The organism is Acinetobacter ihumii (assembly GCF_900625095.1).
GTDB lineage: Bacteria > Pseudomonadota > Gammaproteobacteria > Pseudomonadales > Moraxellaceae > Acinetobacter > Acinetobacter ihumii.
Map to the genome: position 1 here is coordinate 428159 of NZ_LR130760.1, position 13542 is coordinate 441700.

The following is a 13542-nucleotide window of genomic DNA, read 5'->3' on the forward strand; positions in this document are numbered from 1 at the left end:
TGAAATGACCTTAAGTTTCAGCTTCATCATTTCACTATTTGTTATTTGTCTCAAATTTCAGGAGTAACAATGGGCAATAATGTCACAGAATTAGAAAGTAATTCTGCTAAACGCCTGATTGGGATTGGGGCAGTTATTTTTCTGCATCTTGTTATTTTTTACGCACTTTTGAACGGTTTAAATCAAACAGTTGAAAAACCCGTAGAAAAACCTGTAGAACTACAGATTATTCAAGATAAGCCACCAGAACCAGAAAAACCAAAGCCGATAGAGATTCCACCAGAGCCTCCCAAAGTGGTGAAAGAGGTGATGAAAACACCTGAGCCAGAAAAGCCAGTTGAAAAGGTCGAAAAAGTGCAAAAAACAGCACCTGTCGCTCCAAGTCAACCTACTAAAGCGACGACGCCCCCAACACCAACTATGGCAGCATCTCCGAGTCCAGTCGCTGCGCCTATGGCCACACCAGCGCCTGCACCTGCACCAAAACCAGTTGGTGCAACGCGTGGTGTATCAAACGGTGAAGCTGGCTGCAAGCAACCAGACTATCCTCGTGATGCTTTACAAAATGAGGAGCAAGGTAGCGTGACCATTTCCGTATTAGTGGATACCAACGGCAAGGTCAAAGAAGCCAAAGTCAAAAAATCGAGTGGCAGTAAAAGCCTAGACCGTGCTGCATCAAAAGCATTTAGCTTGTGCACATTTAAGCCAGCACTTAAAGATGGTGAAGCACAAGAATCATGGTATGACATTCCTTATGAATTTGTTTTGGACTAATGAATTAAATAAAAATTTGGAGATTATGAATGAATAAAGTTATGAAACCCTTCAAAACTGTTGCATCAGCAAGCCTTTTAATTGCAAGCACGCTGTTACCCTTTAGTAATGTCTATGCCGAAGAAAGTACAGCACCAGTAGCAGCTACGACAACCACAACTGCTGGAGAACATACGCCACCTCCGTTACCTGCAACTTCTGAAAAAGTTCATAACCCCTACGGTTTAGAGGCACTATGGCGCGAGGGCGATATAGTTGCTAAATCAACCCTATTTATTTTAGTCCTGATGTCAATCGGAACGTGGTACATCATGATAACCAAGTTTTTCCAGCAATCTAAAATCAAACGTGATGGTAAACGAGCGGAACATGATTTTTGGGACAGCGTAAGTATTGAAGCAGCACCTAAAAATTTAGAAGAAGGTAGTGTATTTCGCTTTATTTCTGAAAAAGGCGTTAATTCAACCAAAAATCACGATGGTACATTACTAGAACGTATCGACTTTAATACTTGGGTGACGATTTCAATTCAACGTGCCATTGATAAAGTGCAAGGTCACTTAAGTGGCGGTTTAGCCTTCTTGGCGACAGTCGGCTCTACTGCACCGTTTGTCGGGCTATTCGGTACAGTATGGGGGATCTATCATGCACTGACTGCAATCGGAATTTCGGGACAAGCATCAATTGATAAGGTAGCAGGTCCAGTAGGTGAAGCTTTGATTATGACTGCAATTGGTCTCGCTGTCGCTGTACCCGCCGTCCTTGGTTACAATTGGCTCACTCGGCGTAATAAAGCTGTTATGGATAGTGTTCGTAGCTTTAGTTCTGATTTGCATACGGTGTTGTTGAGTGGTGATATTCAATCTACGCCACAAAATAAAAGCAAAATAAAATAAGTGGGGGCTCAACCATGGGCATGATGGTTAATTCAAATGACGATGAAGATGAAGTAATTGGCACCATTAATACAACCCCACTGGTTGATATTATGCTAGTTTTGCTGATTATCTTTCTCATCACTGTTCCTGTTGCAGTACATACTGTTCCTGTTCAGTTGCCTGAGGAGAAAAATACACCTTATGCCAATACACCTGAAAATATTCAGTTGGCTGTCAATAAAAATGGTGATGTATTCTGGAATGAAAAATATGTTGCCAATAAAGAGACATTAGTCAATAAACTTCAAATTGAAGCAAAAAAACGCCCACAGCCTGAGGTCCATATTCGTGGTGATCAATTGACCCACTACGATGCAATTGATGAAGTCATTAGTGCAAGCAAACAAGCAGGGATTGGCAAAATTGCTTTAGTTACCACACCGCCTGCTTCACCACAGTCATAAGAGGGTATTTGCTATGGGGATGAATGTCAGTCCAAATAACGATGATGATGTGATGCTAGATGTCAACATGACACCCTTAATTGATGTCATGTTGGTATTGTTAATTATGTTTATTATCACGATTCCAAAACCAAACAATGCCATTAATATTAATTTGCCAAATGGTACACCTCCACCACAAACAGTCGATAAACCACCTGAAGTGATTAATTTAAGCATAGATAAAGAAGGACATTTATTTTGGAATGATCAACCTATCGCAGATCGACAAGCATTAAAAATCTTGTTTGATCAAGTTGCAAAAAAAACTGATCAAGATGAGATTAAATTTAAACCTGACGCAAAGGCAGAATACAAACACATTGCAATGGTGATGGCTCTTGCTCAACAAAGTGATGTGAAGAAAATTGGAATCGTCAGCAGTAATTAAAAAAAGAAGAATGTAAATCCAAGTTTGATTCCTCAGCTAACAAATTCATTTGTTTGTTAGCTTTTTTTATTCATTTACAAAACAGGTAATTCAATCCACTTCGCTTCTGGAAAATTGTGTTTTAAATAATGTTTTAAATATTGAGCGGTATCTTTTGAAATAATTTCATCCTGAGATTCATCATTTAAATTATAAGCCAAAGCAAATAAAGATAAGCCACGTTGTTTTAAAGCTTCCAGACTCAGCAAAGTATGGTTAATACTGCCCAAACGCCCAGAACTGACTAAAATCACAGGGAACTGTTTTTGAGCAATATAATCGATAGTCAGCAGTTCCGTGGTTAAGGGAACCATTAGCCCACCTGCCCCTTCTAATAACACCACATCAAAGCGTTGTTGTAGGGTTTGAGTCGCCTGTTCAATTTTATCAAAATCAATTTCTCGGCCATCTAACTGTGTCGCTAAATGTGGCGATGCAGGATAACTAAAAATCTCAGGCATAGTGAGCTTTTCATGATCTTCTGCCAACCAGCCTGTTCCCATAATGTCACGATGTTTTTGAATATCTTCAGACACATCTACATTTCCAGTCTGAATCAATTTTTGGGTAATAGTCGATAACCCTTGAGCGTTCCAGAGTTTTGCCAAATAGCCTGTCGCATAGGTTTTACCAATTCCTGTATCAATTCCACTGACAAAATAAACTGAGGCACTCATGATTTTCTCCGCGCGATACAATAGATAGGATGGTAGCTTAAGCGATAACGATTATTTTCTAGTTTAAATTGCTGATAAGCTTCATAAAACTCAGTTAATGATTGTTTTGTCCAGCGTTGTTGCTGTTCCGATGCCCCAGTGACCCCTGTCGCTTTTAAATGTTTTAACACCGCTTTGGGTGTTTCAAATTGCATAGATAAATTTTGCTGACTTAATTCAACAATCTCAAAATTTAGCAGCTCAAGCTGTTGCCGCCAGTCATCTGTCGACCAATAGTGCAAACCCTGCCCCGTAAGTTGTTTAATCTCGATAAAATTATCAGGTCCAAAGGTCGAAAAACATAACCATCCTTGTGTATTTAACGCCTTATGGCAACGCGCCAGTAGTAGAGGTAAATCATTGATCCACTGCACAGCCGAACTGGACACGATAGCATTTAAGTTTTTTGGCAAAGCGAGTTCTTCGATATCACCAATCATCCAGTGAACTGGTAAATTTCCCTGAAAATGCTGCTGTACTTCTGCATACAGATCATTGAGATACCATTGTTCGATTTGAAAATTTTTAGCCAATTGATAGGTTAAATTTCCAGAGCCACAACCAATTTCTAAAACATGTGCTAAATCTTCAGGACAATTATCTTGCATCAATTGGCACAAATGCTGACCGATTTGTTTTTGTATAACCGCTTGTTCGGTATAACTTTGTGTTGCTTTCGCAAAACGCTGAGCGATTAGGGATTTATTTAGATTCACAAACAGGCTACCAGTCGTTGCAGATCATCAGGTTGAATCAGAGATGTTAATGAAATTCTGAGACGCGCGCTATGCTGTGGCACAGTTGGAGGACGAACAGGCATTGCATAAAAACCATGCTGCTGTACACTTTTCGATTTTTCTACCGCATCTTGGCTTGCCCCAATGATGATCGGCACAATCTGACTAGTCGATGGGCTATGATAACCTTTTGCCACAATCGCCGTTTGTAAATCCTGACTGAGTTTATGCAAATGTAAGCGTTCAGCTTTGGCTGCCATGACTTTTTTAAAGATAAAATCAGACCAAGCCATATTGATCGGGGGCAACGCTGTACTAAAAATTAATGGACGCATCGTATTAATTAAATAATTTCGAATGATAGGATCACAGATTAAATATCCTCCCACTGAAGCACAGGCTTTTCCAAAGGTTCCGACCAATAAATCAATATCAGCAATGACATTATATTGTTCAGCACAGCCTAAGCCTTGTTCACCACGAACCCCAATCGCATGAGCTTCGTCGACATAAAGCATCACTTTATCAAAACGGTGCTTAATTTGAACCAAGGCGGTCAGATCCGTTTCATCACCATCCATACTAAAAATACTTTCAGTGACCACAATAATGCGTTCAATATTCACATCATCATGATATTTTTCAAGTAATTGAGCAAGGTGCTGTAAATCATTATGTCGATAACGTACATACTTGGCAGTGGATAAACGAACGCCGTCAATCATGCTGGCATGTATCAGTTTATCAGCTAAAATCAGGGTTTGACTATCAGTTAAAGCAGGCAAAATTCCGATATTCATATGGTAGCCACTATTGAATAACAACGCAGCACGACCTAAAAATGCTTGACTTAAACTTGCTTCAAACTGTTCATATTCGGCAAAGTTACCCGTCAGCAAGCGTGAAGAAGATGAACTGAAATAGCGACGTTGCATCGGCTGCTGATCAAAAAACTCTTCGCGTAGCTGAGCGTTGGCAGCCAAGCCCAAATAATCATTGGAAGAAAGATTCAGCATTTTTCTTCCCGCAATCTCAATGTAGGCACCTTGTTGCTGATTGGCAGTAAACTGGCGCAAATTTCCCGTCTGTTTGAGTTGCTCAAGCTGCTGTTGATAATGATCAAGCAATGCCATGTTGCACCTCAGCTTGCATGTGTTGCACGACCTCAATGAGTTGCTCAAGCAAAAAATCCAGTTCAGCTTGGGAAATAATATACGGCGGCATGACATACACCAATTTGCCAAACGGACGCACCCAGATCCCTCGCTCGACAAAGTGTTGTTGCAAGGTTTTCATGTCGACATTGAACTTAAGTTCGACCACACCAATTGCGCCCAAGATGCGCACATCTGCCACATATTCCAGTGCAGACAAGACTTGGAGTTGTTTTAACTGCTCAGAAATTCGTTGAATATTGGCTTGCCAATCCTGTTCCAATAACAACTGGGTACTTCTCAAAGCAACCGCACAAGCCAACGGATTGGCCATAAAAGTTGGGCCATGCATAAACACACCCGCCTCTCCTCGACTAATGCTTTCCGCAACATCTTTAGTGGTGAGCGTGGCTGATAGTGTCATATAACCACCTGTTAACCCTTTGCCGATACACATAATATCGGGTTCAACCTGTGCATGTTCCCAAGCAAATAACTTTCCAGTACGACCAAAACCGGTGGCAATTTCATCAAAAATTAGGAGTAACTGGTATTTGTCACATAGCGCACGTAATTGCTTTAAATATTCAGGATGATAAAAGCGCATACCACCCGCGCCCTGTACGATGGGCTCGATAATAAAAGCAGCCAACTCATGATGATGCTGTTTTAAGATTTGCTCCACTTCATCCAGTTCATGCGGATTCCATTCGCCATCAAAACAGCTTTGAGGTGCGGAAACAAATATCCTTCGCGCTAAACTATCACCAAAAATCTGATGCATCCCTGTCACAGGATCGCAGACGGACATCGCATTCCAAGTATCGCCATGATAACCCGAACGTGTGGTGATAAAATTAGTCTTTTGCTTCAAGCCTTGCGCTGATTCCGCTTGTGAAGACCCTGCTTGTGAAGACCAATACTGAATCGCCATTTTGAGTGCCACTTCTACCGCAACTGATCCCGAATCGGCATAAAAGATTTTATCCAGACTCGGCGGTGTAATTTGAAGTAATAATTTTCCCAGTTCAATCGCAGGTTCGTGAGTGAAGCCCCCAAACATGATATGTGCCATGTTGTCGAGTTGGCGCGTGACTGCTAAATCCAGTTCAGGATGATGATAACCATGAATCGCACACCACCACGACGACATACCATCGATTAACTGACGACCATCCTCAAGCTCAATAATTGCACCGTAAGCACGTTTCACTTTAAAGGTCGGCAATGGATGAAGCATCGAAGTATAAGGATGCCAGATATGCTCCAAATCAAACTGATCACTCATCCAATTACTCCATAGTCTCGGCTTTTCAACATCGTGTGACATGTTAAACATGCATGCATTGAAAATAAATTGCGATAAACACCATTCCGTTTAAAGCTTAAACGTCTAACTCAATAAATTTTGTAATTTCATGACAGGTTTTTTCGACCTGAATAAAAGGAAAGCTATGTGCCGTATTTTCCAATGTCACAATCTGAATAGATTTAGCGTCTATTTTTTGCATATTCTGCACAATTTTGCAAGGAACTAGCGCATCATGATCCGCAAAGACATGAAGTTGTCTTCCTTTGTAATTTTTTAAGACATCAACCAGATTATATTGTTCCAATATTGCCAATCCTTGTTTTAAAAGTGACATTGGCTGTGCATGTAACATGGTTTGCATGGTATTAAAGTCTGATTTAGATGTGTCAATGCCTTTGGTGACGAGCAAACCAAAACGCTTCAACGTCGTGATCGGATCTTGTTCAAAGGAGTATTTAAATTGATTAAAGTCTTCTACCGACATCGCATGTGGCCAATTTTCATGTGCCACAAAACTTGGGTTGGATGCCATCGTAATCAGCAATTTGGTTTCACCTGTCTTTTGGGCAATTTCATCAACCAACTGCATGGCTAATTCACCACCCAATGACCAACCCGCAATCACATCAAATTGACTTGCACGCTCAACTTGTTGCGATAGTATTTGTTCATCCAGTGCATTAAAGATATTGCTCAGTTCAACAGCATAACCCTGTTGTTCAAGTGCTTGTTTGAGCGGATTTAACAGTTGTTCACCACCGCCCCAACCTGTAATAAGAAGAATACGTTGTTTCAATGTCTTACTCTGTGTCTTTCACTTTAAAAGTATAACCAGTTTTATTCTACAGTTGGATTGCGAGGTTGCTCATTGTTGTTTAGATCAACTAACAGCCTTGCAGGAATCACTTTTTCCCAACAGTCACGCTTGAATTGTTGATGCACTTGATCGATTTCAAAAGAACTAGTTTTAGCGATTTGTTGTGCTTTGTTTAAATCCACTGCTCGCATATAGGCGACTCAATAATCCTGACCTTCGATCTGGACATGAAATCATGATTCAACCAACACACCTTCGGCTTGCAAGGTTTGTATCGCTTCTGCTTTACGTTGCTCAAGTTGCTGTTGCCAATCTTCAACTTTTGGCAAAGTATTGGGTTTTAATTTAATCAGTGCAGCACCGACATCCATTTAAGTGATTTCCCATTCACTATTTTTAATCATTGAATATGCATGGACTGAGTCACAAAAGCAAAATAAATTCTTTGTACATTGCAAAGTTGATTTTGTTAAACTAAAAATGAAGCTTTCTCAAATGGGCTGCTGCATAAAGATGAAAAAGACACTAACAATAAAAATATTAAGAATGACTGTGCTTAGTCTCAGTTTATCAACAGGATGGATGCATTTAGCGCATGCCGAAAATAGTGTATTTTCAACATCCAGTTCGAAGCAAAAACAATGGGTAGGTCAAGCTGCTCCAGATTTTAAATTACAAGACCAAAATGGCAAATGGCGTCAGCTCACAGATTTTCGCGGAAAATGGCTGGTACTGTATTTTTATCCAAAAGATGATTCTCCGGGCTGCACACAGGAAGCCAATCGTTTTAAGGCACTTTATCCAGAATTTATTCGTTCCAATAGCGTCGTTCTGGGCGTAAGTCTGGATGATGTGGCTTCACATCGAAAATTTTCAGACAAATTAGGACTGCCGTTTCCAATTTTGGCAGATGGTGATCATCAACTGGCAGAAAAGCTAGGCATTGTCCGAAATTTAGGAGTGATGAAAATTGCCAAACGTGAAAGCTTTTTAATTGATCCCAAAGGCACTGTGGTCTATCACTATAGCAGTGTGAATGCGCAAACTCATGCCGATGAAGTGCTTAAAGATATTCAGCGTTTCCAACAAGGCAATCAATAAAAAACTCAGCCGAGGCTGAGTTTTTTGAATCCTACATTTGCGATTGAATATAGTTTTGTAAACCCACCAACTCAATTAAACGTAATTGTTTTTCTAACCAATAGGTGTGGTCTTCTTCAGTATCTGACATTTGTGCGCGAAGCATATCACGGCTGACATAATCGCCTTTTTCTTCGCATAATTTCACGCCATCTGCCAGTTTTTGACGCACATGATATTCCAGCGCTAAATCTGCTTTTAAGCAAGACACCACATCTTCACCCGTGACAATATTATCACGATCCATATTTGGCTTGCCTTCAAGAAATAATACACGTCGAATAATTGCATCCGCATGAGAAGCTTCTTCCTGCATTTCATGATCAATGCGTTCGTAAATTTTACTCAAGCCCCAATCTTCATACATACGTGAATGAATCAGGTATTGATCACGAGCTGCCAGTTCGCCACCGATCAACATATTTAAATAGTCTATGACTTCTGGATTGCCGCGCATGTCTAATTCTCCTCTCGAATGCCTTTATTATGGTCAAGTTTAACAATGATTGCAAAATAAAAATTACGTAAGTTTATGATTTTTATAAAATTAAAATGAGAAACATACGCATTTACAGTTTTAATTGGGATAATTTATTCTGAAAAAATAAATGTTTGCATGTTTTCTTTAAAAAATTATTTTGGAAAACTGCACTATTTTTTTGTTTTTTTATTTTGTAACCAAAGACAATGCTTCTTATTTCATCGATTTTCTTGAAAGTTAGCTGCACTAAGAATTGCATATTTTTGAAAATTTCGTTAAATAAAAGAGAGTTAAAATAACAATAGGAAAAATGATGGATCAGAACACCCCAATTTTAGTTACAGGTGCTACAGGTTATGTCGCTGGCTGGATCATTGAGCGATTACTCACACAAGGCTACACCGTCCATGCTACAGTTCGTGATCCTGCTAAAACGGAAAAACTCAAACATTTGACCGATATTGCTGAAAAGTCCTCAGGTCAAATTCATTTTTTTCAGGCAGATCTATTAACCCCTAATGCGTTTGACCAAGCCATGCAAGGTTGTGAAATTGTTATCCATACTGCCTCTCCTTTTGTGATTACCAATTATAAAGATGCCGTCAAAGATATTATTGAGCCTGCGGTCAATGGTACAGCCAATGTGCTTGAGTCAGTCAACCGTACTGCGTCTGTTCAACGCGTGGTAGTGACCTCAAGTATTGCAGCAACTTATGGCGATGCGATTGAAATTGAAAATACGCCCAATAATGAGTTCGATGAAAGTTGTTGGAATACCACCAGTAATGAAAATCATCAGCCCTATTCTTATTCAAAAGTAGCTGCTGAACGTAAAGCTTGGGAAATGGCAGAGCAACAGAATCGCTGGTCATTGGTGTGTATCAATCCTGCTTTGGTCATGGGACCATCGCTTACGCCTTCGAGTCAATCAGGCAGTATTGAGCTATTACAACAGTTTGCCAATGGCGTGACTTTATTGGGGGTACCGCCAATGTGGAATGGCATTGTCGATGTACGTGATGTTGCTGATGCGCACGTGGCGGCCGCTTTATCAAATGATGCTCAGGGTCGTTATATTATTTCTGGCGGTAGTTTAAGTTTACTTGAAATGGGTCAAGCATTGACTAAACGCTTTGGTTATCGTTATCCATTTCCACATTTTACTGTGCCTAAAACGGCATTTTCTTTCATCTCTCCACTACTGGGATATACCCGTGAATTTGTGAAACTCAATATGGGCTATCCAATTTACTTTAATGCGACACGTAGCCAGCAAGAGTTAGGCATCCACTATCGCGATATTCGTGAAAGTGTGTGTGATCATTTCCAACAACTACTGGATGATGGCGTAATCAAAAAACGGGGTTAAACCCATATTCAATAAAAACGGTGACGTTCATCCAAACTCAGATGAACGTCATCAAAAAGAGTTAACTTTCGTATTGTGTCAAAAACTCCAGAAACTCTTGTTCATTCATTACACGAATCTCAAGTTTTTCAGCTTTATCCAGTTTACTTCCTGCTTTTTCGCCAGCAACCACGCATTTGGTTTTGCTAGAGACGCTACCACTGACACGCGCACCCAGTGCTTGTAAACGTTGCGTTGCTTCGTCACGACCCATCGTACTTAATGTGCCTGTCACCACCCAACTTTCACCGTTTAAAGGTTGGCGTGTGGGTGCAGTCGGTGCGTCCCAATGGATACCCGCCGCCAATAAACGATCCAAGACTTCAATATTATGCGGTGCCAGAAAGAAATCAAAAATCCATTCTGCGGTAATTTCACCGACATCTGGGGTTTTTTTAAGGGCCTCAATGTCCGCATTCTTTAGAGCATCAAACGTTTGAAAGGTATTGGCGAGCATTCTTGCCGTCGTTTCTCCCACACCACGGATTCCTAGTGCATAAATAAAACGTGCCAGTGTGGTTTTTTTACTGTTCTCTATCGCATCCATCAAATTCTGGACGGATTTTTCTCCCATTTTTTCAATGCCGAGCAAGGTGTCACGATGCTCATGGAGATGATAAATATCCGCAACATCTTTGAGCAGATTCAGATGCAATAACGACTCAACCCATCGATCCCCCAGACCTTCAATATCCATTGCCTTACGTGATACAAAGTGTCGAATTGCCTCAATACGCTGCGCCGCACAATATAAACCACCCGAACAACGCGCCAGTGCTTCACCTTCCGGCATCACCACAGGCGATGAACAGACTGGACAATGTTCAGGTAATTCCACCACTTGTGCATCGTCAGGGCGAAATTCAGGCCAGACTCGTTCAACTTTAGGAATCACGTCACCGCTACGATAGACACTGACCTGATCGCCCACGCGTACATCAAGACGATGGATTTCACCGATATTATGCAACGTCACATTGGATACCGTTACACCACCCACCAAAACTGGCTGTAGACGCGCGACAGGCGTCAATGTTCCAGTTCGACCCACTTGCCAACTAATATTTTCAACGGTGGTACGTGCAATTTCAGCAGGGAATTTATAGGCAGTTGCCCAGCGGGGTTCACGACTTAAAAAGCCCAGTTGTTGTTGTTGTTTAAGACTGTCGACCTTGATGACCATGCCATCAATTTCAACTGTTAAATGTGGACGTTCCTGTTGAATTTGCTCATAACGCTGTTGTACTTCTTCAATTGATGAGCATAAAAATTGACGTTCTGCGATTTCAAAACCCAACTGCGTGAGCCAGTGTAGACTTTCATGCATACTGCTAAGCCCATGATGTGGCTCACATTGCGCAATCCCGTAAGCATAAAAAGCCAAGGGACGTGATGCCGCAATATTTGGATCAAGTTGTCGTAAGCTACCAGCTGCGGCATTTCGTGGATTGGCAAAAGTTTTTTCACCTTTGGCTTCATTGGCTGCATTTAAACGCTCAAATCCCTGTTTGGGCATGAGAACTTCCCCACGAACTTCCAGTAGTCTTGGAATTTCAACAGAATTTCCATTTAAAAACTTCGGTAGATTACGAATGGTTTTGACATTTTGGCTAATATCTTCGCCTGTTTCACCATCACCACGGGTCACGCCGCGAACCAGTACACCATTTTCATACCACAATGAAATCGCCAAACCATCCAGTTTCAACTCAACATCGTATTGAACCTGTTGATTGGGTAAGCGTTCTTCAATGCGTCGCGCAAAAGCAAATAACTCCTCCTGATTAAAAACATTGCCTAAAGACAACATCGGCACAACATGCGTTACGCTTTCAAATTTACTTAACGCCTGCCCACCGACTTTATTGGTTGGAGTATCTGGTTGTACTAAATCTGGGTGTTGTTGCTCTAATGCTTTTAACTGATGAAATAGCTGATCATATTCATTATCGCTAATGCTCGGTTGATCCATCACATAATAAGCATGATTATGTTTTGCAATCAGTTGAATCAGTTGACGCATTTGCGCAATGACATCGCTATTCTTCACCATAAAAACTCACCATATAAAAGGGCGGAAAATCCGCCCAGCGTTGCGACCACAATGCATCGCAATAAAAGTACAAAAATCCTGTTCGTTAAAAATCGTTACACAGTTTCCTGTGTGCAACGATAGTCAATTACATGATGGCGCCAGTGTTCTTTCAGTTGTGGTGTAAATTCCAGATTGTTTTCATCAAAAACTTTTCCATCCACTTCACGGGCGATCAACCCTGCAATACTGGCCATCATATCGAAACCTTTTAAAGCATCTTGATGAGGTAATGCAAGGAAAAAAGCTAGTCCTTGAACCTGTTCGCTCGATAAAGTCTCAAGATCAAATCCTGCTGGACCATTATCAGTCATGCGTAATACTGAAAACATCAGCGGACTGGGCTCATCGGTTTTTTCATAACGATGGAAACATGCCATTTCGCCAAAACGTAAACCGTATTTAAGCAATACTTTAAGGGTTTTATCGCCTGACAATGCACGGCGCGGATTTGGATAAACATTCAGTGCCACAATTTCTTGCGCTGTCATCAATGCGCTTTCATCATCAAAACGCTGCTGTTCGTGTAAATGCACATCCAATAAACTACTTTCACCGTCGAACTCAGCGATGGTGGCTGCTTCAACTTCTGGATTGAGCTGAAATTCGTCAGATTTTTTAGTCTGCTCTGCCTGAAGCTGATCATTCTCAGGGGATGTTTCCACCTTGGCAGGATCAAGCTCTTGCCCATCTGGAGTTTCAACAACTTCGACAACCGTATTTTGTTGTAAAGCATCTTCAACCACAGATGATGCCTGAACAGTCTCAAGCTCTTGTGATACGACTTCTTTATCCAGTTTGTCTTCAACCAGTTCAGGCGAAGCTAGGCTTTGAACCGACTGATCGTCGAGTGTCTCTGGAATATCCTGTAAAGCAGGTTCTTTGCGTTCTCGCTCATTTGCAGGCGTTTCTACAGCTGATTCAGCAGGCAATTGATCTCGTACATGACGTGGAATAATGGGCTTATTACTCTCAGGATCAATGTGTAACGCACTTTCTAGTGAGGGTTCGGTCGGAGCTGGTTTTCTAAGCACCATTCTTAAACCGATGATCATGGCAATAATGGCAACAATAATGCCGATGATGGTTGAAACTTCCAT

Annotated in this window: 14 protein-coding genes and 1 pseudogene; 6 read left to right on the plus strand and 9 right to left on the minus strand. The window is 41.1% G+C overall.

Going from position 1 to position 13542, the window contains the following annotated elements; genetic code table 11:
* Window positions 1-69: 69 nt before the first annotated feature.
* Genes E0D95_RS01935 through E0D95_RS01950 form a run of 4 tightly spaced genes read left to right on the plus strand, consistent with a single transcriptional unit; the run spans window position 70 to window position 2546 of the window.
* Entirely contained in the window at window positions 70-774 is a 705-nt protein-coding gene (locus E0D95_RS01935) for an energy transducer TonB (RefSeq protein ID WP_130802289.1), read from the plus strand.
* A 29-nt stretch (window positions 775-803) separates the two neighbouring features.
* The gene (locus E0D95_RS01940) at window positions 804-1670 is read left to right on the plus strand and encodes a MotA/TolQ/ExbB proton channel family protein (protein WP_130802290.1); all 867 of its coding nucleotides are present in this window, start codon (window positions 804-806) and stop codon (window positions 1668-1670) included.
* A gap of 14 nt (window positions 1671-1684) precedes the next feature.
* Window positions 1685-2116: an ExbD/TolR family protein gene (locus tag E0D95_RS01945; protein ID WP_130802291.1), complete on the plus strand. Its 432-nt coding sequence runs from the start codon at window positions 1685-1687 to the stop codon at window positions 2114-2116.
* Between the two features lie 13 nt (window positions 2117-2129).
* The gene (locus tag E0D95_RS01950) at window positions 2130-2546 is read left to right on the plus strand and encodes an ExbD/TolR family protein (RefSeq protein WP_130802292.1); all 417 of its coding nucleotides are present in this window, start codon (window positions 2130-2132) and stop codon (window positions 2544-2546) included.
* Window positions 2547-2620: 74 nt separating this feature from the next.
* On the opposite strand, the gene bioD is transcribed toward E0D95_RS01950, so the two are convergent.
* The 6 genes and pseudogenes from bioD to E0D95_RS01980 all read right to left on the minus strand — a co-directional run bounded on the left by bioD (window position 2621) and on the right by E0D95_RS01980 (window position 7692).
* Window positions 2621-3262: a dethiobiotin synthase gene (gene bioD / locus E0D95_RS01955; protein ID WP_130802293.1), complete on the minus strand. Its 642-nt coding sequence runs from the start codon at window positions 3260-3262 to the stop codon at window positions 2621-2623.
* Window positions 3259-4017: a malonyl-ACP O-methyltransferase BioC gene (gene bioC, locus E0D95_RS01960; RefSeq protein ID WP_130802294.1), complete on the minus strand. Its 759-nt coding sequence runs from the start codon at window positions 4015-4017 to the stop codon at window positions 3259-3261. The genes bioD and bioC overlap by 4 nt, the downstream gene beginning before the upstream one ends.
* Window positions 4014-5171, minus strand: coding sequence for an 8-amino-7-oxononanoate synthase (locus E0D95_RS01965; RefSeq protein WP_130802295.1), 1158 nt, complete (start codon window positions 5169-5171; stop codon window positions 4014-4016). Before E0D95_RS01965 ends, bioC begins: the two co-directional genes overlap by 4 nt.
* Window positions 5158-6480, minus strand: coding sequence for an adenosylmethionine--8-amino-7-oxononanoate transaminase (gene bioA / locus E0D95_RS01970; protein ID WP_130802296.1), 1323 nt, complete (start codon window positions 6478-6480; stop codon window positions 5158-5160). The genes E0D95_RS01965 and bioA overlap by 14 nt, the downstream gene beginning before the upstream one ends.
* A gap of 97 nt (window positions 6481-6577) precedes the next feature.
* Window positions 6578-7300 carry an alpha/beta hydrolase family protein gene (locus E0D95_RS01975; protein WP_130802297.1) on the minus strand — a complete coding sequence of 241 codons (723 nt, stop codon included), beginning with the start codon at window positions 7298-7300 and terminating at the stop codon, window positions 6578-6580.
* A 41-nt stretch (window positions 7301-7341) separates the two neighbouring features.
* Window positions 7342-7692, minus strand: a pseudogene (locus E0D95_RS01980) (DUF6176 family protein).
* 175 nt (window positions 7693-7867) lie between these two features.
* Here E0D95_RS01980 and E0D95_RS01985 point away from each other — a divergent pair.
* A complete protein-coding gene (locus tag E0D95_RS01985) occupies window positions 7868-8422 on the plus strand; it encodes a peroxiredoxin (RefSeq protein WP_431830732.1) in 555 nt (184 codons plus the stop codon).
* Window positions 8423-8453: 31 nt separating this feature from the next.
* Here the strand turns inward: E0D95_RS01985 and ftn are convergent, their stop codons facing one another.
* Entirely contained in the window at window positions 8454-8918 is a 465-nt protein-coding gene (ftn, locus tag E0D95_RS01990) for a heteropolymeric bacterioferritin subunit Ftn (protein ID WP_130802299.1), read from the minus strand.
* A gap of 337 nt (window positions 8919-9255) precedes the next feature.
* Here ftn and E0D95_RS01995 point away from each other — a divergent pair, with 337 nt between their 5' ends.
* Window positions 9256-10311 carry an SDR family oxidoreductase gene (locus E0D95_RS01995; protein WP_130802300.1) on the plus strand — a complete coding sequence of 352 codons (1056 nt, stop codon included), beginning with the start codon at window positions 9256-9258 and terminating at the stop codon, window positions 10309-10311.
* Between the two features lie 61 nt (window positions 10312-10372).
* Here the strand turns inward: E0D95_RS01995 and ligA are convergent, their stop codons facing one another.
* On the minus strand, window positions 10373-12403 hold the full coding sequence (gene ligA, locus E0D95_RS02000; protein ID WP_130802301.1) for an NAD-dependent DNA ligase LigA: 2031 nt from the start codon (window positions 12401-12403) through the stop codon (window positions 10373-10375).
* A gap of 95 nt (window positions 12404-12498) precedes the next feature.
* Window positions 12499-13542: a cell division protein ZipA C-terminal FtsZ-binding domain-containing protein gene (locus tag E0D95_RS02005; RefSeq protein WP_130802302.1), complete on the minus strand. Its 1044-nt coding sequence runs from the start codon at window positions 13540-13542 to the stop codon at window positions 12499-12501.

What these genes read in the sequence shown, in the direction of transcription:
- bioD (WP_130802293.1), bottom strand. Translation starts at nt 3,262, where the DNA reads ATGAGTGCCTCAGTTTATTTTGTCAGTGGAATTGATACAGGAATTGGT.
- E0D95_RS01940 (WP_130802290.1), top strand. Translation starts at nt 804, where the DNA reads ATGAATAAAGTTATGAAACCCTTCAAAACTGTTGCATCAGCAAGCCTT.
- ligA (WP_130802301.1), bottom strand. Translation starts at nt 12,403, where the DNA reads ATGGTGAAGAATAGCGATGTCATTGCGCAAATGCGTCAACTGATTCAA.
- E0D95_RS01995 (WP_130802300.1), top strand. Translation starts at nt 9,256, where the DNA reads ATGGATCAGAACACCCCAATTTTAGTTACAGGTGCTACAGGTTATGTC.
- E0D95_RS01985 (WP_431830732.1), top strand. Translation starts at nt 7,868, where the DNA reads ATGACTGTGCTTAGTCTCAGTTTATCAACAGGATGGATGCATTTAGCG.
- bioA (WP_130802296.1), bottom strand. Translation starts at nt 6,480, where the DNA reads ATGAGTGATCAGTTTGATTTGGAGCATATCTGGCATCCTTATACTTCG.
- E0D95_RS02005 (WP_130802302.1), bottom strand. Translation starts at nt 13,542, where the DNA reads ATGGAAGTTTCAACCATCATCGGCATTATTGTTGCCATTATTGCCATG.
- E0D95_RS01950 (WP_130802292.1), top strand. Translation starts at nt 2,130, where the DNA reads ATGGGGATGAATGTCAGTCCAAATAACGATGATGATGTGATGCTAGAT.
- ftn (WP_130802299.1), bottom strand. Translation starts at nt 8,918, where the DNA reads ATGCGCGGCAATCCAGAAGTCATAGACTATTTAAATATGTTGATCGGT.
- E0D95_RS01935 (WP_130802289.1), top strand. Translation starts at nt 70, where the DNA reads ATGGGCAATAATGTCACAGAATTAGAAAGTAATTCTGCTAAACGCCTG.
- E0D95_RS01945 (WP_130802291.1), top strand. Translation starts at nt 1,685, where the DNA reads ATGGGCATGATGGTTAATTCAAATGACGATGAAGATGAAGTAATTGGC.
- E0D95_RS01965 (WP_130802295.1), bottom strand. Translation starts at nt 5,171, where the DNA reads ATGGCATTGCTTGATCATTATCAACAGCAGCTTGAGCAACTCAAACAG.